Raw genomic sequence first — 17887 nt, forward strand, 5'->3', positions numbered from 1 at the left:
TCGTCGTTCACGCCGGGGAGGAATCGCATCCCGTGACAGCGACGCGGAGCGTCGCCGTATCCGGCTTCCCGGGCGCGGAGCGCCACTGCGCCTGTCCGGTGGAGGCGGGTGAAGGCGAACGTGTGTGCCCGTGTTCGCCGATTGGGGTGATCGCGGCGGGAGAGGGGCGCGAGTGTACGGATCTCGCTCGTATGGTCGTGTGGTGGCAGGGGCGGGTGACCGGAACGTGGGTGGGGGGTGTTGGCATGGCGGCAGCGGCGGGGACCGGCGGCGTGGGGCATGCCCGGTACACGTTCCGGCTGCGTGTGTCGTCCATCGCCCGAACGGCCTTGCTGGCGGAGTGGGACCGGTGCCGGTGGGTGTGGAACGAGTGCGTGGCCAAGTCCCAGGCCACCCACCAGCACAACAAGGCCCATCCGCAGGACAAGCGGACGTGCGGCCCGGCGCAGCTCGACAAGATGCTGACCGAAGCCCGCACCCGCACGCCGTGGCTGCGTGAGGGCTCGTCGGTTCCCCAGCAGCAGATCATCCGCGACTTCGGCCGCTCCCGCGCCAAGGCGCACAAGGACATCCAGGACCGCCTGCCGATGCGGCAGCGGGCCGGGATGCCGAAGTGGAAGACCAAGCGTGAGGCACTGCCGACCCTCAACTACACCCGGCGCGGGTTCCGGTTGACGGACGGCCGTCTGCACCTGGCGGGCGGCATCGTCTTGACCGTGGTGTGGTCGCGGGAACTGCCCGCCGCACCGACGAGCGTGCGCGTTTACCAAGACAGCGTCGGGCACTGGTACTGCTCGTTCGTCGTCCCCGTCGAGGCACAGCCGCTCCCCGGGACCGGCGCGGTGATCGGCATGGACTGGGGCGTGCGGGAGACCGCGACCACCACGTCCGACGCGCACGACCTGCCGCACGCCGAGCACGGCAAGAAGGCCCAGACGAAGCTGACCCGGTACGACCGGATGATGGCCCGCCGCAAGCCGAAGAAGGGCCAGCCTGGATCGAAGGGCTACCGCGAGGCGAAGAAGCTACGGGCGAAGGCGCATAAAAAGGTCGCAAGGCAGCGTGAGGACACCGGTCGCAAGTGGGCCAAGAAGGTTGTCCGCGACCACGACGCCATCGCTGTCGAGGACTTCCGTCCGAAGTTTCTCGCCAAGACCACCATGGCCCGCAAGGCCGCTGACGCCGCCATCGGCGCCACCAAGGCCGCTCTGATCGAGATGGGCCGCAAGCACGGGCGGGACATCCGCCTCGTACACCCCGCGCACACCACGATGGACTGCGCGCACTGCGGAGCGAGAGCCAAGCACGCACTGCCGCTGGGTGAGCGCACCTATACCTGCACCGCGTGCGAAGCCGTCTCCCCCAGAGACAAGAACTCCGCACGCGTCATGCTCGTCCGGGCTGGTCTCAACCCGGCTGGTGCTGATGGCGGAAGACCTCCTGGAGCGCTGCTCCAGGAGGCGGCCTGAGCCAGGAATCCCCTCCCCTTCAGGGAGGGGAGGATTCAATGCTGGGGTCCGAGCTGGTTCACGGCGGCGTCCACGGTCTGTGCGAGCAGGACGGCGATGGTCATCGGCCCGACGCCGCCGGGTACCGGAGTGATCAGACGGGCGCGGGTGAGGGCGGTGTCGAAGTCCACGTCGCCGACGTTGCCCGGGTTGTATCCGGCGTCGATCACCACCGCTCCGGGCTTGATGTCCTCACCGTGGATCAGCCGGGGCCGTCCCACGGCCGCTACCACGACGTCCGCTTCCCGGACGATCGCCGGTAGGTCTGCCGTGCGGGAGTGGCAGTAGGTCACCGTTGCGTCCTTGGCGAGCAGGAGCATCCCCACCGGTTTGCCGAGAATCGCGCTGCGCCCCACCACGACTGCGTGCTTGCCGACGAGGTCGACGCCGTACGCCTCCAGCAGCCGCTGGATTCCGCCCGGAGTGCAGGATACGAATCCCGGCAGGCCAAAGCTCATTGCGGCGAAGGAATACATCGTGACCCCGTCGACATCCTTCTCCGGGGCAATGGCCTCGAACGCCGCGCGCTCGTCGATGTGCGGGCCGCAAGGATGCTGGAGCAGGATGCCGTGCACCTCCGGATCGCCGGACAGGCCAGCGAGGGTGTCGATCAGCTCAGCGGTCGTGGTGGTGGCAGGCAGAGCGATGTGCCGAGACTGGATACCGGCCTTTGCGCACCGCGCCCGCTTCATGCGGACGTACGTGACCGAAGCAGGATCATCTCCCACCAGCACCGTCGCCAGACAGGGGACCGTACCCGTGCGTTGTGAGATCTCGGCCGCCTTGGCAGCAGCCTCTTCGAGGATGCGCTTGGCAAGGCCGGTGCCGTCCATGAGCTGGGCCGTCTGAGTCGCGGACATGTCGTCCTCCAGGCGTTGCTGACCACTCGCCCAGGCGCACGGCAACGACGTCTCGTCAGACCGCTCCCCGGTGGTGCTCCACCTCAGCGCCAGTCACGGCCCACACCGCACTGTAGTAGACGCAGCATGCTTACTCCGATCAGCGCTCTCGACTGCAAAGCGACTTGCCTGGGCCGGCCACACCCTCTGCGCGGACGTCAATTCCTGGGCTTGGCTGTTTCGGCTGGGTCCTCGCCTCCCACCAGGCCGGCGCCGCGGTCGTCGGCTTCCTCGGGGGCGTCGCCCGTGACGCCTTCGGTATGTACGGCATGGTCTGGTATGCCTCGGGCGCGCTGTGCGCGGGAGCGGCGCTGATGGCGCGGGTGATCCGGCGGCGGCCGGTGGCGGTCTTACGGTCCCGGCGTCTGCTCAGCTCGCGCGGTCGAGCGGTTCGAAGCCGACATGCAGGCGCATGCCGAGTGCCACGGCGAGGCGTTCAAGCAGAGGAAGCGTCGGCATGGTGCCCCCCGCCTCGAACCTGGCAACCGCGGGCTGCAGCAGCCCGGCCGCCTGCCCCAGCTGCGCCTGCGTCATCCCCATGGCCTCGCGGCGCTCCCGCACGGCCGCACCCAGCTCGAAGCGGATCCGTGCGGCGTCGTAGGCCGCCCGGGCCTCCGGCGAGGCAAGGGTTTCGTCCCGCAGGGCGTTCCAGTTGCTGCGCTCGCTCATGGCCTCACTCCTCATCCGCCGTGTGCTGCTCGCCGATGCAGCGGGCGAGGGCCCGCCGGGCGCGACTCACCTCGCCGGTCTCCCGCATCCGCTGTTTGCGGAACACTGTCAGCAGGGCGATCCGGCGTCCTGACGCGATCCAGTAGGTGATCCGGACCGAGTCCGTGTCCAGGTGGAATCGCAGCTCTCGAAGCTTGCCGTCCAATTGCCGCGAATACGGCTCGCCGAGCAGCGGCCCGCGCGCGGCCAGCAGGTCGACATAGAACGCGACCGTACCGCGATGGCTGTTCGTCAGCCCGAGGAACCATTGCTCCACCTCCGGCTCGAGCTCTACCTCACCCCATGACATAACAGGGACGTTATGAACAGCGTATCCTGCGCACTCGAAGATCACCCGATGTGCACTCGATGGTGTGACGGGCGCGCCTCGGCGTCAGGCCTTGAACCGACCGAACCGCCCCCGATGGAACAGCAGCGGAGCGATGTCGCTGCCGCCTGTGTCGAGTGCCTCCACCCGCCCCACCACGATCAGGTGATCGCCGCCCGTGTGCACCGCGTGGATCGTGCAGTCGATCCACGCGAGTGTGCCCGCGAGGCGCGGGGCGCCGGAGGCAGGGGCCGCGTCGTAGGGCACGCCCGCGAACTTGTCCGCGCCGCTCACCGCGAACCCGCGGCACAGATCGCCCTGGTGGGCGCCCAGGACGTTCACACAGAAGGCGCCCGCGCGGGCGATGCGCGGCCACGTCGTCGACGTACGGCCGACCATGAAGGCGACGAGGGGCGGGTCGAGGGAGAGGGCGGAGAAGGACTGGCAGGCGAAGCCGGCGGGGGTGCTCTCGCCGGCGGTGGCGGGCGCCGTGATCACGGTGACGCCGGTCGCGAAGTTGCCCAGGACGCGCCGGAACTCGGCCTGTCCGACCGGCGCCCGCTCGTCCTCGCCGACGCAGCGGAGTTCGGGGCGGGGCAGTGCTTCGACGGGGGCCGGGGCCCCGGCGGACCTGAGGTAGCGGACGGCTGCTGCGGCCATTCCTGCGTGTCCCATCACGGTATCCATTGAAGCTGACGGTGCGTCAGATCGGAAGGGCTGGGTCACCGCCCCTTGTACTCGGGGCTCCTGCGCTCCACGAAGCTCGCCACGCCCTCCTTCGCGTCCTCCGTCGTCATGTTGATCTCCTGTGCCGCCGCCTCCGCCGCGAACGCGGTGGCGCGGTCGGTGTCGAGGGAGGCGTTGACGAGCTGCTTGGTGAGGGCGAGGGCGCGGGTGGGGCCGTGGGCGAGGCGTGCCGCCCACTCCCTGGCCGTCTTGTCCAACTCCCCGTCCGGGACGACCCGGTTGACGACGCCGAGCCGCTCCGCGTCAGGCGCCGTCAGCGCGTCGCCGAAGAACATCAGCTCCTTCGCCCGCTGCGGGCCGATCAGGCGGGGGAGGAGATAGGCGCCGCCCGCGTCCGGCACGAGGCCGCGTCGCACGAACACCTCGATGAATCGTGCCGACTCCGCGGCCAGTACGAGGTCGCAGGCGAACGCGAGATGCGCGCCCAGACCCGCCGCCGTGCCGTTCACCGCGGCGATCACCGGCTTCTCGCAGTCCAGGACGGCGGCGATCAGGCGCTGGGCGCCGAGGCGGAGGGTGCGGGCGACGTCACCGGCGATGCGGTCGCCGGCCACGGCAGCTCCGCGCAGGTCGGCTCCCGCGCAGAAGCCGCGGCCGGTGCCGGTCAGGACGACGGCCCGTACGTCCGGGTCCGCGGAGGCGGCCGACAGTAGGCGTATGAGGTGTTCGCGGTGGTCGGGGGTGAGGGCGTTGAGGGTCTCCGGCCGGTTGAGGGTGATACGGCAGACCTGGGCGTCGGTGGTGTGCAGGATCTCGTCCATCTCAGCGGCACACCACCAACGCGTCCAACGCCACGGCCCCCTGCCCCCTGGGCAGCACCACCAGCGGATTGATGTCCAGCTCGGCGAGCTCGTCCCCGAGTTCCAGGGCCATCCGCTGCACCCGCAGGACGACCTCGACGAGCGCGTCCAGATCCGCAGGGGGCCGCCCCCGGACCCCGTCGAGCAGCGCACGCCCGCGCAGGTCGCCGAGCATGTCCCGCGCCTGCTCCTCACCGAAGGGCGGCACGCGTACGGCGGTGTCGTGCAGCACCTCCACCAGGACCCCGCCGAGCCCGACGGTCACCGTCGGCCCGAAGAGGTCGTCGTGCGTGACACCGACGACCATCTCCACGCCCCGCTCGACCATCTGGCACACCAGCACGCCGTCCAGGGAGACGCCTTCGTAGCGGGCGATGTCGGTCAACTCGCGGTAGGCATCGCGGACCTGGCTGGCCGAAGTCAGCTCGATCTTCACCAACCCCAGCTCGGTCTTGTGGGCGATCCGCGCGCCGGACGCCTTCATCACCACCGGGTAGCCCACCTGCGCTGCCGCCCGTACGGCCGCCGCCGCGCTGGTCACCAACTGCTCGCGCGGGACCCGGATGCCGTACGCCCGTAGAAGCTGTTTCGCCGCGTGTTCGCTCAGCTGCTGGCCGGGGCGCATCAGCGCCTGGGCCTTGCGGAAGGACGGGGACGGGGTGCGGGGTGCGGAGTCGAAGGGGGAGCGGTAGCCGGTGACGAAGCGGTGGTGGTCGAGGTGGGCGCGGACGGCCGTGATGCAGTTGGCGACCGTGCGGAAGGTGGCCACCCGGGAGGAGCCGAGCAGGACTTCGCGGTACGCCGGCTCCGTGCCGACCGGGGAGCCCCAGACGACGCAGATCAGCTTGTCCGTGTGCTCGGCCGCGTCCACCAGGTCCTGGACGAGCCGGTCGCTGAGGGGTGGGAAGGGGCCGGTGATCGGGCAGATGAGGACCCCTACCTCCGGGTCGTCGAGGATCGCGTCGATGATTTTGCGGCCGCGCCAGTCGCCGACCGGGTGGCCGCCGTTGTCGATGGGGTTGGCCACGCTCAGGTAGTCGGGTATCCACTGGTGCAGCTCTGCCTGCTTGGCCGCCGACAGTGCCGGCAGTCGTAGTCCCGCCTCCGTCGCCAGGTCGGCGACGTGTGCGCCCGTGCCGCCCGATATCGAGTAGACGGCGACGCCGTCCGCTCGGGGCGGGCGGGCTCGGGCCAACAGGGTTGCGGTGTCCTGGAGTTCGTCCAGGCCGTCGACGCGGATCACGCCGTACTGCCGCATCGCCGCGTCCACCACCGTGTCCGCGCCGGTCAGTTTGCCGGTGTGGGAGGCGGCCGTGCGGGCGCCGGTCTCGGTGCGGCCGACCTTGACGGCGACGACCGGGACCTGGCGGCGGGCGGCGCGGTCGGCGGCGAGGAGGAAGGAGCGGCCGTCCTTGAGGCCCTCGACGTAGCAGGCGATGGCGCCGACCTCGGGGCGCTCGGCGAAGTAGGAGAGGAAGTCGGCGGTCTCCAGGTCGGCCTCGTTGCCGGTGGGCGCCCAGTGGGAGAGGCGGGTGCCGAGTTCCTGGAGGGCGAAGACGGGGCGGCCCTGGTGGCCGGACTGGGTGACGAGGGCGATGGCCGGGCCGTCGAGGTCGGTGCGGAACTCCTCGAACGCGTTGAGGTTGGTGTTGGGGCCCAGCAGCCGCATCCCGGAGCGTGCAACGGCGGCGGCCAGGCGGGCCTGCGCGGCGGCGCCCTCCTCGCCGGTCTCCGCGAACCCGGAGGCGAAGACGACCGCGAACTTCACCTTGGCCTCGGCGAGTTCCTCGATCACCGGGAGTGGGTCTGCGACCAGCAGTACGGCGAGGTCGACCTGTTCGGGCAGGTCGGCGACGGAAGGGGCGCAGGGGATGCCGAAGACGGACGGGCGGGTCGGGTGCACCGGGTGCAGGCGTGCGCCGACCCGCTCGGACCACGCCATCAGCTGGCGGGTGACACCGGTGTTCGGCCGGCCCTCGGCGTCCGAGGCGCCGATCACGGCGACCGACTCGGGCCGGAAGAAGCGGTCCAGATCGGGGACGTCCGTATACAACGGCCGGCCGCTGACGTCGAGATCGTCGGCCTCGGCCGGGCGGCCGTGGACGGCGGGTCCGGGCTGCTCGCCACAGGCGATGACCCGGGCCCGGCGGGAGTCGGTGGTGAGGGTGCCGTGGGTTGATCCAAGCATCGGTCCGCCCGCTCCTGTGTGACAGCGATTAACTGACGCACTGTCAGATTACTGAACTGATGCGACGTCAGGAACGGCTGTGCAGGCAAAGTTGAGCAGGAGAAGTCGGGCGGGCGATGGCTGTGGCTAAGTCAGCGGCAGCCGGGACGCCTCCCGGTCGCTGTCCCCGGCGATGGCCTTCGCGATCTTCAGGGCGTCGATGGCCAGTTCGCGGAGCATGCCGCTGATGGGGTTGGTGTAGCCGGTGAAATAGAGGCCGGGGGCGTTGCGCGGGGTGCGGGCGCCGTGGACGACCGGCTTGCCGCGTGCGTCGAGTACGTCGAGGTGGCCGACCATGCCCTCCAGGGCGCGGGCGTAGCCGGTGGCGGCGATGACGGCGTCCGGCTCGACTCGGGTGCCGTCGGCCAGGACGACCTTGCCGTCCTCGAAGGCCTCCACGGCGGCCACGATCTCGACCTGCCCCTTGCGCACGGCGTCGATCAGGCCGACGTCCTGCACCGGGACGGCGCCTTCGGTCACCCGGGAGTAGAGGCCGGTGTCGGGGCGGGGCAGGCCATGCGCCGACAGGTCGGGCACGCTCAGCTTGGCCATCGGCCGGGCGATGCGGTCGACGAGGCGGACGGGCAGGCGGCGTACCAGCACGCCGGAGTACTGGGCCGCCCAGCCCGCGGTCGACCGGCGGACGATGTGCGGGGCGGTGCGCACCGACAGACGTACGCGCGAGGCGCCGCCCTCCATCAGGTCCACGGCGATCTCGGCGCCCGTGTTGCCGACGCCGACGACCAGGACGTCGCGGCCGGCGTAGGGCGCGGCGTTGCGGTAGTCGCCGGCGTGCAGGAGCTCGCCGGTGTAGGTGTCGCGGCCGGGCCACTCCGGGAGGTGCGGGGTGTGGTTGTAGCCGGTGGCGACGACCACCGCGGCGCCGGTCAGTTCGCGGCCGCCGGTGGCGTGCAGCAGCCAGCCGGTGCCGTCGGGCGCGCGCTCGACACGGGAGACCTCGACGCCGGTGACGATCTCCAGCTCGTGGACCTCGGCATACTTCTCCAGATAGCGCACCACGTCGTCCCGGGACACCCAGCGCCCGAACCGGCGCGGCATCGGCAGCCCGGGCAGCCCCGACAGACGCCGGGTCGTGTGCAGGTGCAGCCGGTCGTAGTGGCGCCGCCAGGACGCGCCGACGCGGTCGGACCTCTCCAGGACGACGGCACGTATGCCCCGGGCGCGCAGCGCGTACGCGGCGGAGAGCCCGCCCGGCCCGCCGCCGATGACGTACACGGGGCGGTCTGCGGAGTGCGTCGGATCCGCGGGGGGCGCGGACGCTGTGGAGTCGGTCATGGCCGCGAGCGTAATCACGCCTGCGGTTGATGGGTCTCGGTCAAGACCGGAATTGGTTTCGGATTGATCACGGCTGTAGGAGGTGTGGGTGGGACTGGTGACGTAGGTCACCTGGTTGTGTGGGTGCCGTGTGCACACAGCACGACGCCGAGCCCCGGAGGTTCGCCATGCGCGCGTTCATCATGAGCGCACAGACGATTGTCAGGCCCCGCTGATCTGACGTACCGTCAGATTCATGGACTCGATCTGGCTCACCGGTGCGCAATGGCTGGCCGTCCTGCGTATCGGCCTCGGGTTGTGGTGGCTGGAGAGCTGGCGGCACAAGGACAAGAAGGCCTGGTTCGAGCGGGGCAGCGGCATCGCGTGGGCGGCGGACATCGCGGCCAAGCACCGCTGGAACGCCGTACGTTCCGGCTTCGAGGTGGTCGTGGCCCCCCGCCCCCGCACGATGGCGTACGTCGTGGCCTACGCGGAGCTGGCCCTCGGGCTCGGGCTGATCGCCGGGTTCCTCACGCCGGTCGCCCTGGTCGGCGGGCTGCTGCTCAACGTCCTCTACTTCGTCCTCATGATCCACGACTGGGCCGAGCAGGGGCAGAACTCGATGATGGCGCTGATCTCGTTGGTCGCGCTGTTCGGGATGTCCTGGCAGTCGTGGTCGGTCGACGCGGCGCTCGGGTGGTTCTGATGGGCGGTGCGCGGTACGACGTTCCGGAGGCGGACGCCTTCACGCGCACGTACTGGGACGCGGCGGCCGAGGGCCGGCTGCTCGTACGCCGCTGCGGGGCGTGCGGGCGGGCCCACCACTACCCCCGGGAGTTCTGCCCGCACTGCTGGAGCGAGGACGTCACCTGGGAGCCCGCGAGCGGCCGGGCCACCCTCTACACCTGGTCCGTGGTCCACCGCAACGACCTGCCGCCCTTCGGGGAGCGGACGCCGTACGTCGCCGCCGTCGTCGATCTCGCGGAGGGGCCGCGCATGATGACGGAGATCGTGGAGTGCGGGGCCGGGGGCCTGCGGGCCGGGATGGAGCTGGAGGTCGGCTTCCGGGACGGGATACCGGTGTTCCGGCCGCCGGACTGACCGAGGCCGGTTCAATGGCCTCATGGCCCACGTCGACGAGCGCTCCTTCGCCCACCCCTTCCCCGACCTGCACGGTCACGGTCTGCGGCTGCGTCCCTGGGACGCCGGGTCGGAGGCGGACGCGGAGATCTGGCTGCGCGGGCTGTCCGACCCGGAGTTCCGGCGCTGGAACACGCCGCTGCGGTTCGTGACCGACCTCGACAGCGCGCGGGAGTCGCTGCGCTCCAAGGCGGACGGCATGGCGGAGGGCACCTCGGTGCCGTACTGCGTCATGGACGCGGCGACCGGTACGCCCCTCGGCCACATCGGCGTCAACCTCATCAACCGCGTCATGCGCACCGGCCGCGTCGGCTACTGGGTTCTGCCCGAGGCCCGTGGCCAGGGCGTCGCCACCCGCGCCCTCGCCGTCGCCGCCCGCTGGGCCCTCACTGACCTCGGCCTGCACCGCCTCGAACTCGACCACGCCGTCGGCCACGACTCCTCGTGCCATATCGCCGAGCGGTGCGGCTTCCGCTACGAGGGGACGCTGCGGGACGCGATGTGGCAGGCGGGGCGGCACGACGCGTACCGGGACATGCATCTGCACGCACGGCTGGCGACGGATCCGGAGCCGTCGTGGGAGCCGTCGGGCCGGTAGGAACGCCGGCAAGGACACTGTCCGACGGCGTTCTTGTGACGGGTTGGTGTCCACGGCGGAAAAGACGCACCAAGCGCCCCTCCGCGCGCGGGATCATGAGGCATGCGTCCCGACGACTGGTACGTCACCGAACACCTCGACGGGTTCCTCTCCCGCGCGGGCGGTTTCCTGCGCTCGCGGCCCGATCTGCACACCGTCCACCTGTCGGTGACCGAGATGCTGCGCACGCGCGGACCGCGGACCTATGGCGACGAGCCGCCCCTCTTCGGGGTCCTGGAGCAGGACGGCGAGGTGCGCGCGACCTACTTCCGCACCCCGCCCTACCGCCTGAACGTCACCCCGCTCACCCCCGCCGAGGCCGACTCACTCGCCGCCCACCTGGCCGCCCTCGGCCACCCCCAGCCCGGCATCATCGGCACCCGCGACACCGCCGACGCCTTCATCGCCGCCTGGCACCGCCACACCGGCGCCAAGGCCACCCTCCGCCAGCGGCAACGGCTGTACCGGCTGGGCATGCTGACGGCCCCGAGCCCGGCTCCGGAGGGCCGGCCGAGGGTCGCGGACACGGGCGACCGGGAGCAACTGATCCGCTGGTACGGCGAGTTTCTCGGCGCCATCGGCGACCACGCCGCCGCCGACGCCGCGACCTGGGCCGACGCGCGCATCTCCTACGGAGGCCTCACCTTCTGGGAGACCCCCGACGGCACCCCCGTCTCCATGGCCGGCGTCACCCCGGCCGTCGCCGGCCAGGTCCGTGTCGCCCCCGTCTACACCCCGGCCCACCTGCGCGGACGCGGATACGCGGGCGCGGTCACGGCGGAGGTCAGCCGCTCCGTCCTGACCTCCGGCATCCGCGAGGTCCTCATCTTCACGGACCTGTCCAACCCGACGAGCAACGGCCTGTACCGGCGGATCGGGTACCGGGCTGTGGCGGACTTCGCGGTGTACGACCTCTCGACGTGACGGCCGGCCGTGGTCGCACTGCCGTTGGCGGTGGGAAAGCCGCTTGGCCGGTCAGGGCCAGAGCAGCTCCTTGGCCCAACCCTCCTCCGTACGCCGATAGTTCAGCCGCACGTGCTGCCGTCGGGCGTCCCCCTGGAAGAACTCCACCTCGTCCGGCCGGATCCGGTAGAGCGTCCAGGTCGGGACCGGGGCGTCCGGCTCCCGCCCGGCCCGCTGCCATGCCGCTTCGGATTCCCGCGCCAACTCCTCCAGGGAGCCCAGCACCTGGCTCTGGCGGCCGGTCAGCGCGGCTGCCAAAGCCCCGGTCGAGCGGGCGTGCAGGTCGGCCGCGGACTCCTCGGACGGGGCGAGGGTGACCGGGCCGCGGACGCGTACCTGACGGCCCTGGGCCGGCCAGTAGAAGCCGAGGGCGGCGTACGGGCGGGCGGCGAGCTGGCGGCCCTTGCGGCTCGTCGCGTGCGTGGCGAAGGCCCAGCCGTCCGCGTCGGCGCCGTGCAGCATCACCGTACGGACGTCCGGCCGGCCCTCCTCGTCCGACGTCGCCAGCGACATGGTGTGCGGCTCGGTCTGGCCCGCCGCCACCGCCTCCGCGAACCACGCCGTGAAGAGGGGCAGCGGGTCGGCGGGTGCCGTCGTCGGGTCGAAGGAGGGCAGCGCGACGTCCCACACCCGCAGCGACCTCAGCAGCTCATGAAGATCCGTTCCCATCCCTCGATTGTCACGCGCGGCCGACCCGGGATCACACCGACCCGAGGTCGGACGACACCCAGCGCTCGGGCCGCATCCGGACGACGACCTGCTCGCCGTGGTTCTTCCAGGCGAAGTCGACGTACTCGTCGACCTTCCCGGCCGGCAGATAGCGGGCCGAGATCTCCCGGAGCTGCTCGATGGTGGCCCTGGTGGTGTCGATGACCGGCCCCTCGACCGACACGTACCTGATGGTGGGTTCGAGCCGGTCCACCATCAGGGAGAACCGCCCCGCAGCGCCGATCAGCCGGTTCTTGCGGGAGTCGAGCCCGGTCATGATCCACACGGTGCCGTCGGACTCGTACTGGTACCAGATCGGCACGGTGAGCGGCGCCCGCCCCGCTCCCGCGTCCACCGCCAGCGCGGCGACATGCGGCTCGGCCAGAAACTGTTCACGCTCTTCGCGGCTCAGCGCCATGCCTGTTCTCCTTCAGCGGCTCGGCATCGGGAACATCCGATCCAGTACAACGCCGGCTCGGGGAGTCCGTGTTCCCGCCGGGCGGTCGCTCACCCCCGCCCCAGCACCACCGTCCCCGACGAGCAGAACCACCCGCCCGTGCCGGAGGCGACCGCCAGCCGAGGCAACTCCCCTCCCCGCACCAGGACTTGACGGCCCGCTCCCTCCCCCCGCAACTGCCGCACCGCCTCCACCAGCAGAAACAGCCCCCGCATCCCGGGATGCTGGCCCGACAACCCACCCCCGTCCGTGTTCACCGGCAGCTCCCCACCCCCCACCCGCAACCGCCCCTTCTCCACGAACGCCCCGCCCTCCCCCTTCCCGCAGAACCCCAGGTCCTCCAGCGTCACCAGGGTCATGTAGGTGAAGGCGTCGTAGATCTCGGCGAAGTCCATCTCCTCGGGCCCGACTCCCGCCCGTTCGAAGGCCAGGCGCCCGCTCACCGCCGCCGGGGACACCGTGAAGTCGGGCCACTCCGACATCGCCGCGTGCGAGACGTGCTCCCCGGTGCCGTGGATCCACACCGGTGCCGTACGGCAGTCCCGTACGTACTCCTCGGCCGCCAGCAGTACCGCCGCGCCACCGTCCGACCTCAGACAGCAGTGCAGCTTGGTGAAAGGGTCCGCGATCACCGGGCCCGACAGGACGTCGTCCACAGTGATCGGGTCGCGGAACATCGCCTCGGGGTTCAGGGAGGCGTTCGCCCTTGCCTGGACCGCCACCTCCGCCAACTGCTCGATCGTCGTGCCGTGTTCGAGCATGTGGCGGCGGGCGGCCATCGCGTACTTGGCGATCAGCGTGTGGCCGTACGGGACCTCGAACTGGAGAGGGCCGCGGGATCCGAAGGAGAGGTTTCCGGTCCGCCGGCCCGCCCTGATGTCCGCGCGGGCTGTCGAACCGTAGGCCAGCAGGACCGCGTTCGCGTGGCCCGCCGCTATCGCGTCCGCCGCGTGCGCCGCCATGACCTCCCAGGTCGAGCCGCCGACCGAGGTGGAGTCGACCCAGGTGGGGCGCAGGCCCAGGTACTCGGCCACCTCCACGGGGGCGAGGGTGCCCGTCCCCGCCGACGCGAAGCCGTCGACGACCTCCCGGCCGAGTCCCGCGTCCGCGAGGGCCCGGCGGGCGGCCTGGGCGTGCAGTGCGTAGGGGGTCGCGTCGTCCACGCGTCCGCAGTCGGAGAGGGCGACGCCGACGACGGCCACCTTGCGGGTCCCTGATCTCCCTGCTCTCCCTGATCCCATGAATCTGACGGTATATCAGATCCAGTCCGCATGGCAGGTGTCGTAGCCCTGGGCATCCCACCCCTCCCGCTCTAATATGACGCGCCGTCAGATCCCGAGAGGGGCCATCGTCATGGACGCGAGCTTCACCCCTGAGCAGGACGAGATCCGCCGTACCCTCCGCGAACTGCTCCACAAGCGCTGCGGCCCGGCGGACCTGCGCACCGCCCTCGGCACCCCCGCCGGCCACGACCCCGCCCTCTGGGCCACCCTCGCCGAACAGCTCGGCCTCCCCGGACTCGCCCTCCCCGAGGAGTACGGGGGTGTCGGCTGCTCGGCTACCGAACTCGCCCTTGCCTGCGAGGAGTTGGGGAGGCTTCTGGCCCCCTCGCCGCTCTTCGCCACCGCAGTCCTCGCCGGGCCGCTCATCGCCGCCCTCGGGACCGACGCCCAGCGTGCCGAACTGCTGCCCCGCATGGCCTCCGGCGACCTCACCGCCGCCCTCGCCGTCCCGGGTACCGCCCTCACCACGGCCCTCGCGCTCACCGGTGACAACGGCGGTGACTGGGCGGGCGGCGGGCGGGCGGGGGGCGTGCAGGCCCGGCGGGGGGCCGGGGGTGCGGGGTGGCGGTTGTACGGGCAGGTCGATCAGGTGCTGGGCGGGCACAGTGCGGGGCTGCTCGTGGTGGCCGCGCATGCGGGTGGGTTCGCTCGGTCGCGGACGTTGCTCTTCCTGGTGCTCGGGGAGGCGGCCGGGCTGGTGCGCGTACGGCAGACCGCCCTCGACGCCACCCGGTCGCAGGCCGGCCTCCAGCTCCGGGACGTCGACGCCGAGTTGCTGGGCGATGAGCAGGGCGACGTCCTGCGTGCCCTCGCCTCCGTCGGTGACACCGCCGCCGCCGTCCTCGCCTGCGAGGCCGTGGGGGCCGCCGACCGGGCGCTGGAGCGGACTGTCGAGTACGTCCGGCAGCGGGAGCAGTTCGGTCGGGCGATCGGGTCGTTCCAGGCGGTGAAGCACCGGCTCGCGGACGTGTACGTTCAGGTCCAGGCGGCCCGGTCCGCCGCCTACTACGCCGCCTGGGCCGTCACGCACGGCGAGAACGTCGGCGGTCTCGCCCTCGCACAGGCCCTGGAAGCCCTGCGTACCGCGGCCGCCGAGGGCATCCAGCTGCACGGCGGCATCGGGTTCACCTGGGAGCACGAGGCCCATCTGTACTTCAAGCGCGCCGCCGGCGACGAGCTGCTCTTCGGGCCGGTGCACCGGCTGCGGGCGCACGCCGCCGACGCGGCGCACCTCTTCGAGACGCCGGAGGTGACGGTGTGATCGGCGTGCGAGTGGTCCAGAAGGTGTCGTCGACGCGGGGCTTCGCCAAGGTCGCCCCGCATGTCATCCCCGCGCTCGACCGTGCCGTACACCGGCTCACGCGGGGCAAAGTGCTGCTCAGCGCGCAGATGCTGCCCGGCGTCATCCTGACCTCCACCGGGGCCCGCAGCGGAGAGCCCCGGCGTACGCCACTCGCCTGTATGCCTGAGGACGACGGCCGCAGCTGGATCCTGATCGGCTCCAACTTCGGGCGCACCGGCCACCCCGCCTGGACCCACAACCTGCTCGCCCATCCCGACGCCGAGGTCAGCTGGAAGGGACGGGACATCCCCGTCACGGCCCGGCTGCTGGAGGGCGAGGAAAGGGCGGCCGTCTGGAAGACGGCGCTGGCCTTCTGGCCGCCGTACGCCACGTATCAGGCCCGGGTGGAGCGGGAGATCCGGCTCTTCCGGATCGTAAGGAGATGACCCCTACAGCGTCGCCAGCCGCTGGACCAGCAGAAACGCGCCGATCCCCAGCATCGCAGCCCCCGACGTCCGGGTGACCGCCCGGGCCGCCGCCGGGCGGGCGCCCAGCACCGTACGGGCCGCCACCCCGACCGTCAGGTACACGGCGGCGCAGCACACCATATGGAGCAGACCGAGGACGCCGGTCTGGACGGGCACCGGCAGTTGCCCGCCCCCGGTCACCAGGAACTGCGGCAGTACGGAGAGGTAGAGCAGCAGGCCCTTGGGGTTGAGGCCGCTGATCGTGGCGCCCCGGACGAAGACACGGGCGGTACCGGTGGTCACCGTCTCGTCAGCCGCCCCCGGTGTGCCCGGCCGGCGCAGCACCCCCCACCCCAGCCACGCCAGATACCCGGCTCCGAGCACCGTCAGCACGGTCAGCAGGCCCGGCTCGCTCGCCACCAGGACCGCGAGCCCGGCCGTCGCCAGCACCGTGTGCAGCGCGTACCCGGAGACCAGGCCCGCCACGGCCGCCACCGGCGAGCGGTCGCGCAGCCCGGCCGAGATCGCGTACGCCCAGTCGGCGCCCGGCACGCAGACCAGCAGCAGGTCGATGGCGAGGAAGGAGAGCAGCAGTCCGGAGTCCATGCAGGGGACATTAGGCGGGAATGCCCGCAAAGTGTTGTCGATGTTTGCCTGAAATCGGCGATCGACGAGGAGGATTTCCCTTCGAATGGACGACTGCCCGAATTTCTTTCCCTCAATGCGACAGGCGGTGGTCCACGCGTGTGAACCACCGCCCGCTAGACAGGACTTGGGGCCTGGAAAACTGAAAATGTGCTGCTGGGGCGCTATTTGGTGGGCTTCTTGCCCGTCACGCCCAGGTGTACCAGCAGCGCCAGGTTCGGCTTCAGTTCAGCCTGTTTGACGCCCCACGTCTGGAAGCCCTTCTGGTGCGAGGCGACCGCCGCGAGCATCGCGACGAGCGAACCGGCGACCGCCGCCGGGTTCACGTCCTTGTCGACCCGGCCCTTGGACTGCAACTCCGCGACGGCGTCCGAGAGGGAGTTGTTCACGGAGTTGAGGATCTTCATGCGGATCTTGTAAAAGCGTTTGTCGCCCTCGGCGGCACCGAGGTCGACGACGCGCAGGATGGCGTCGTTCCGGCGCCAGAACTCCAGGAAACCGTCCACGAGTTCCTGCGCAGTCTGCCAGCCGGCCTTGCCGACCCAGGAGCGGCCGGCGACGAGTTCCGTCAACCCCGCGCCCTCGGCGGCCATTTGCTCGGCGATCTCCAGGACGGCGCCTTCGACGTCCGGGAAGTACTGGTAGAAGGTGGCGGGCGAAGTACCCGCTTTCCGGGCGACATCGATGACTTTGACGTCCCGGTAAGGGGAGGAGCTGAGCATCTCGCTGAGGCAGTCGAGCAGCTTCTGCCGGGTCGCCTGCCCACGCCGGCCGGCCACGCGGCCGTCGACGGTACGCACTTGTCCTGTCATGCCGTCAGCTTACCGAGGGGTGATCGGAGCGCGATTCGGCCGACTGCAAATGGGGTGCACGGGTGCCGGGAGGCTGGTGTGCCTGGTCTGCGGGGTGCGTGTGTGCCCGTTACGTTTGCCGCATGGCCGAAAACAGGGCATCCGCGTACGGAGAGGGCGTCCCGTGCTGGGTGGACGCGCAGCTTCCCGACGTAGCGGCGGGCAGGCGGTTCTACGGTGAGCTCTTCGGGTGGACCTTCGAGGCGGCGCCGTACGGCTCGTCCTCGTGGGCGCTGAAGGACGGGGAGCCCGTCGCCGAGCTCACGAACAAGACGGACGGGCGTATGCCCACCGTGTGGACGTTGTACTTCGCGACCCATGACATCGAGGCGCTCGGGCGCCGGATCCGCTCCGCGGGCGGGCAGGTGGTGACCGCGCCCGTGCGGGTCGGCGCAGGTCACGGGGCTGCCGCGCTGGTGACCGATGCCGAGGGTGCGGTCTTCGGGCTGTGGCAGGCGGGCCGGCACGTCGGGTTCGGGCGGCGGCACGAGCCGGGCGCCTTCGCCTGGGCCGAGCTGTACGCCCGGGACACCGACGCCGCCGACGCCTTCTACGGCGAGCTCTTCCGCGACGCCCTGTTCGGGCCGGACGCCCGGCCGGACTTCGGTCGCGCGTCCGTCTCCGACGTGTTCCCGGCGGAGATGCCGCCGCACTTCCTCGTCCACTTCGGGGTGGAGGACTGCGCGGCCGCGCTCGGGACGGTGAACCGGCTCGGGGGCCGGGTCCAGGCGGGCCCCTTCGGCGCTTCGTACGGCACTGTGGCCGTCGTCACGGACAATCAAGGGGCTTCGTTCGCGGTGCTGGAGCGGTGATCTGCCCTGTTTGTCCTGGTAAACAGTGAGACACCCCACTCGCCCCCGGGTTCGCAACCGCGCGTCCGTACAGGAAGAATCGGGGTGCGTGCCGCCATGGCGGTGCGGTGGTGAGACGCTGCACGGGGTCGCGTACATATGTGGATGGCG

20 protein-coding genes, 1 pseudogene and 1 riboswitch are annotated in these 17887 nt (G+C 71.2%); of the genes and pseudogenes, 9 read left to right on the forward strand and 12 right to left on the reverse strand.

Features of this window, described 5'->3' with window-relative positions:
• Positions 1-245: 245 nt before the first annotated feature.
• Positions 246-1469 (forward strand): RNA-guided endonuclease InsQ/TnpB family protein, encoded by a 1224-nt coding sequence (locus AQJ91_RS44535; protein WP_067034752.1) that lies wholly within the window; start codon positions 246-248, stop codon positions 1467-1469.
• 35 nt (positions 1470-1504) lie between these two features.
• Here the strand turns inward: AQJ91_RS44535 and AQJ91_RS44540 are convergent, their stop codons facing one another.
• The gene (locus AQJ91_RS44540) at positions 1505-2368 is read right to left on the reverse strand and encodes a bifunctional 5,10-methylenetetrahydrofolate dehydrogenase/5,10-methenyltetrahydrofolate cyclohydrolase (RefSeq protein ID WP_067034756.1); all 864 of its coding nucleotides are present in this window, start codon (positions 2366-2368) and stop codon (positions 1505-1507) included.
• A 21-nt stretch (positions 2369-2389) separates the two neighbouring features.
• Positions 2390-2475, reverse strand: a riboswitch (ZMP/ZTP riboswitch).
• Between the two features lie 111 nt (positions 2476-2586).
• Here AQJ91_RS44540 and AQJ91_RS56945 point away from each other — a divergent pair.
• Positions 2587-2754, forward strand: a pseudogene (locus tag AQJ91_RS56945) (MFS transporter); the annotation flags it as partial.
• A gap of 22 nt (positions 2755-2776) precedes the next feature.
• On the opposite strand, the gene AQJ91_RS44545 reads toward AQJ91_RS56945, so the two are convergent.
• The 6 genes from AQJ91_RS44545 to AQJ91_RS44570 all read right to left on the reverse strand — a co-directional run bounded on the left by AQJ91_RS44545 (position 2777) and on the right by AQJ91_RS44570 (position 8513).
• Entirely contained in the window at positions 2777-3076 is a 300-nt protein-coding gene (locus AQJ91_RS44545) for a helix-turn-helix domain-containing protein (RefSeq protein WP_067034758.1), read from the reverse strand.
• A 4-nt stretch (positions 3077-3080) separates the two neighbouring features.
• Complete coding sequence (locus AQJ91_RS44550) at positions 3081-3425, reverse strand: type II toxin-antitoxin system RelE/ParE family toxin (RefSeq protein ID WP_067034761.1); 345 nt, start codon at positions 3423-3425, stop codon at positions 3081-3083.
• Between the two features lie 84 nt (positions 3426-3509).
• Positions 3510-4118 carry a flavin reductase family protein gene (locus AQJ91_RS44555; RefSeq protein WP_199848191.1) on the reverse strand — a complete coding sequence of 203 codons (609 nt, stop codon included), beginning with the start codon at positions 4116-4118 and terminating at the stop codon, positions 3510-3512.
• A 47-nt stretch (positions 4119-4165) separates the two neighbouring features.
• Entirely contained in the window at positions 4166-4951 is a 786-nt protein-coding gene (locus tag AQJ91_RS44560) for an enoyl-CoA hydratase/isomerase family protein (RefSeq protein ID WP_067034768.1), read from the reverse strand.
• A gap of 1 nt (position 4952) precedes the next feature.
• Positions 4953-7178 carry an acetate--CoA ligase family protein gene (locus tag AQJ91_RS44565; protein ID WP_067034771.1) on the reverse strand — a complete coding sequence of 742 codons (2226 nt, stop codon included), beginning with the start codon at positions 7176-7178 and terminating at the stop codon, positions 4953-4955.
• 126 nt (positions 7179-7304) lie between these two features.
• Complete coding sequence (locus AQJ91_RS44570; protein WP_067034774.1) at positions 7305-8513, reverse strand: flavin-containing monooxygenase; 1209 nt, start codon at positions 8511-8513, stop codon at positions 7305-7307.
• A 235-nt stretch (positions 8514-8748) separates the two neighbouring features.
• On the opposite strand from AQJ91_RS44570, the gene AQJ91_RS44575 reads away from it, so the two are divergent.
• The 4 genes from AQJ91_RS44575 (at position 8749) to AQJ91_RS44590 (ending at position 11193) form a co-directional block, all read left to right on the forward strand.
• On the forward strand, positions 8749-9198 hold the full coding sequence (locus AQJ91_RS44575) for a DoxX family protein (protein ID WP_067034777.1): 450 nt from the start codon (positions 8749-8751) through the stop codon (positions 9196-9198).
• The gene (locus AQJ91_RS44580; RefSeq protein ID WP_067034780.1) at positions 9198-9593 is read left to right on the forward strand and encodes a Zn-ribbon domain-containing OB-fold protein; all 396 of its coding nucleotides are present in this window, start codon (positions 9198-9200) and stop codon (positions 9591-9593) included. The genes AQJ91_RS44575 and AQJ91_RS44580 overlap by 1 nt, the downstream gene beginning before the upstream one ends.
• A 22-nt stretch (positions 9594-9615) precedes the next feature.
• Positions 9616-10230: a GNAT family N-acetyltransferase gene (locus AQJ91_RS44585; protein ID WP_067034783.1), complete on the forward strand. Its 615-nt coding sequence runs from the start codon at positions 9616-9618 to the stop codon at positions 10228-10230.
• A gap of 102 nt (positions 10231-10332) precedes the next feature.
• Entirely contained in the window at positions 10333-11193 is an 861-nt protein-coding gene (locus AQJ91_RS44590) for a GNAT family N-acetyltransferase (protein ID WP_067034786.1), read from the forward strand.
• A 51-nt stretch (positions 11194-11244) separates the two neighbouring features.
• Here AQJ91_RS44590 and AQJ91_RS44595 read toward each other — a convergent pair whose 3' ends face one another.
• The 3 genes from AQJ91_RS44595 to AQJ91_RS44605 all read right to left on the reverse strand — a co-directional run bounded on the left by AQJ91_RS44595 (position 11245) and on the right by AQJ91_RS44605 (position 13638).
• A complete protein-coding gene (locus AQJ91_RS44595) occupies positions 11245-11901 on the reverse strand; it encodes a pyridoxine/pyridoxamine 5'-phosphate oxidase (RefSeq protein WP_067034788.1) in 657 nt (218 codons plus the stop codon).
• 31 nt (positions 11902-11932) lie between these two features.
• Positions 11933-12358 carry a pyridoxamine 5'-phosphate oxidase family protein gene (locus AQJ91_RS44600; protein WP_067034791.1) on the reverse strand — a complete coding sequence of 142 codons (426 nt, stop codon included), beginning with the start codon at positions 12356-12358 and terminating at the stop codon, positions 11933-11935.
• Between the two features lie 89 nt (positions 12359-12447).
• The gene (locus AQJ91_RS44605; RefSeq protein ID WP_067034793.1) at positions 12448-13638 is read right to left on the reverse strand and encodes a thiolase C-terminal domain-containing protein; all 1191 of its coding nucleotides are present in this window, start codon (positions 13636-13638) and stop codon (positions 12448-12450) included.
• A gap of 112 nt (positions 13639-13750) precedes the next feature.
• On the opposite strand from AQJ91_RS44605, the gene AQJ91_RS44610 reads away from it, so the two are divergent.
• Together AQJ91_RS44610 and AQJ91_RS44615 are read left to right on the forward strand one after the other, a co-directional pair.
• The gene (locus AQJ91_RS44610; RefSeq protein ID WP_067034796.1) at positions 13751-14941 is read left to right on the forward strand and encodes an acyl-CoA dehydrogenase family protein; all 1191 of its coding nucleotides are present in this window, start codon (positions 13751-13753) and stop codon (positions 14939-14941) included.
• Positions 14938-15408 carry a nitroreductase/quinone reductase family protein gene (locus tag AQJ91_RS44615; RefSeq protein WP_067034799.1) on the forward strand — a complete coding sequence of 157 codons (471 nt, stop codon included), beginning with the start codon at positions 14938-14940 and terminating at the stop codon, positions 15406-15408. The genes AQJ91_RS44610 and AQJ91_RS44615 overlap by 4 nt, the downstream gene beginning before the upstream one ends.
• Before the next feature lie 3 nt (positions 15409-15411).
• Here the strand turns inward: AQJ91_RS44615 and AQJ91_RS44620 are convergent, their stop codons facing one another.
• Positions 15412-16035, reverse strand: a complete 624-nt coding sequence (locus AQJ91_RS44620) for a LysE family translocator (RefSeq protein ID WP_067034802.1) — start codon at positions 16033-16035, stop codon at positions 15412-15414.
• Between the two features lie 203 nt (positions 16036-16238).
• Positions 16239-16874, reverse strand: a complete 636-nt coding sequence (locus AQJ91_RS44625; protein WP_067034805.1) for a TetR family transcriptional regulator — start codon at positions 16872-16874, stop codon at positions 16239-16241.
• Between the two features lie 134 nt (positions 16875-17008).
• Between AQJ91_RS44625 and AQJ91_RS44630 the strand changes: the two genes are divergently transcribed.
• On the forward strand, positions 17009-17737 hold the full coding sequence (locus AQJ91_RS44630; RefSeq protein WP_067034808.1) for an AfsK-binding protein KbpA: 729 nt from the start codon (positions 17009-17011) through the stop codon (positions 17735-17737).
• Positions 17738-17887: the final 150 nt, after the last annotated feature.

Source organism: Streptomyces dysideae (genome assembly GCF_001514305.1).
In the GTDB taxonomy this organism is placed as follows: domain Bacteria; phylum Actinomycetota; class Actinomycetes; order Streptomycetales; family Streptomycetaceae; genus Streptomyces; species Streptomyces dysideae.

What these genes read in the sequence shown, in the direction of transcription:
- AQJ91_RS44570 (WP_067034774.1), bottom strand. Translation starts at nt 8,513, where the DNA reads ATGACCGACTCCACAGCGTCCGCGCCCCCCGCGGATCCGACGCACTCC.
- AQJ91_RS44560 (WP_067034768.1), bottom strand. Translation starts at nt 4,951, where the DNA reads ATGGACGAGATCCTGCACACCACCGACGCCCAGGTCTGCCGTATCACC.
- AQJ91_RS44550 (WP_067034761.1), bottom strand. Translation starts at nt 3,425, where the DNA reads ATGTCATGGGGTGAGGTAGAGCTCGAGCCGGAGGTGGAGCAATGGTTC.
- AQJ91_RS44535 (WP_067034752.1), top strand. Translation starts at nt 246, where the DNA reads ATGGCGGCAGCGGCGGGGACCGGCGGCGTGGGGCATGCCCGGTACACG.
- AQJ91_RS44555 (WP_199848191.1), bottom strand. Translation starts at nt 4,118, where the DNA reads ATGGGACACGCAGGAATGGCCGCAGCAGCCGTCCGCTACCTCAGGTCC.
- AQJ91_RS44585 (WP_067034783.1), top strand. Translation starts at nt 9,616, where the DNA reads ATGGCCCACGTCGACGAGCGCTCCTTCGCCCACCCCTTCCCCGACCTG.
- AQJ91_RS44620 (WP_067034802.1), bottom strand. Translation starts at nt 16,035, where the DNA reads ATGGACTCCGGACTGCTGCTCTCCTTCCTCGCCATCGACCTGCTGCTG.
- AQJ91_RS44590 (WP_067034786.1), top strand. Translation starts at nt 10,333, where the DNA reads ATGCGTCCCGACGACTGGTACGTCACCGAACACCTCGACGGGTTCCTC.
- AQJ91_RS44540 (WP_067034756.1), bottom strand. Translation starts at nt 2,368, where the DNA reads ATGTCCGCGACTCAGACGGCCCAGCTCATGGACGGCACCGGCCTTGCC.
- AQJ91_RS44610 (WP_067034796.1), top strand. Translation starts at nt 13,751, where the DNA reads ATGGACGCGAGCTTCACCCCTGAGCAGGACGAGATCCGCCGTACCCTC.
- AQJ91_RS44580 (WP_067034780.1), top strand. Translation starts at nt 9,198, where the DNA reads ATGGGCGGTGCGCGGTACGACGTTCCGGAGGCGGACGCCTTCACGCGC.
- AQJ91_RS44595 (WP_067034788.1), bottom strand. Translation starts at nt 11,901, where the DNA reads ATGGGAACGGATCTTCATGAGCTGCTGAGGTCGCTGCGGGTGTGGGAC.
- AQJ91_RS44600 (WP_067034791.1), bottom strand. Translation starts at nt 12,358, where the DNA reads ATGGCGCTGAGCCGCGAAGAGCGTGAACAGTTTCTGGCCGAGCCGCAT.
- AQJ91_RS44545 (WP_067034758.1), bottom strand. Translation starts at nt 3,076, where the DNA reads ATGAGCGAGCGCAGCAACTGGAACGCCCTGCGGGACGAAACCCTTGCC.
- AQJ91_RS44565 (WP_067034771.1), bottom strand. Translation starts at nt 7,178, where the DNA reads ATGCTTGGATCAACCCACGGCACCCTCACCACCGACTCCCGCCGGGCC.
- AQJ91_RS44630 (WP_067034808.1), top strand. Translation starts at nt 17,009, where the DNA reads ATGGCCGAAAACAGGGCATCCGCGTACGGAGAGGGCGTCCCGTGCTGG.
- AQJ91_RS44575 (WP_067034777.1), top strand. Translation starts at nt 8,749, where the DNA reads ATGGACTCGATCTGGCTCACCGGTGCGCAATGGCTGGCCGTCCTGCGT.
- AQJ91_RS44605 (WP_067034793.1), bottom strand. Translation starts at nt 13,638, where the DNA reads ATGGGATCAGGGAGAGCAGGGAGATCAGGGACCCGCAAGGTGGCCGTC.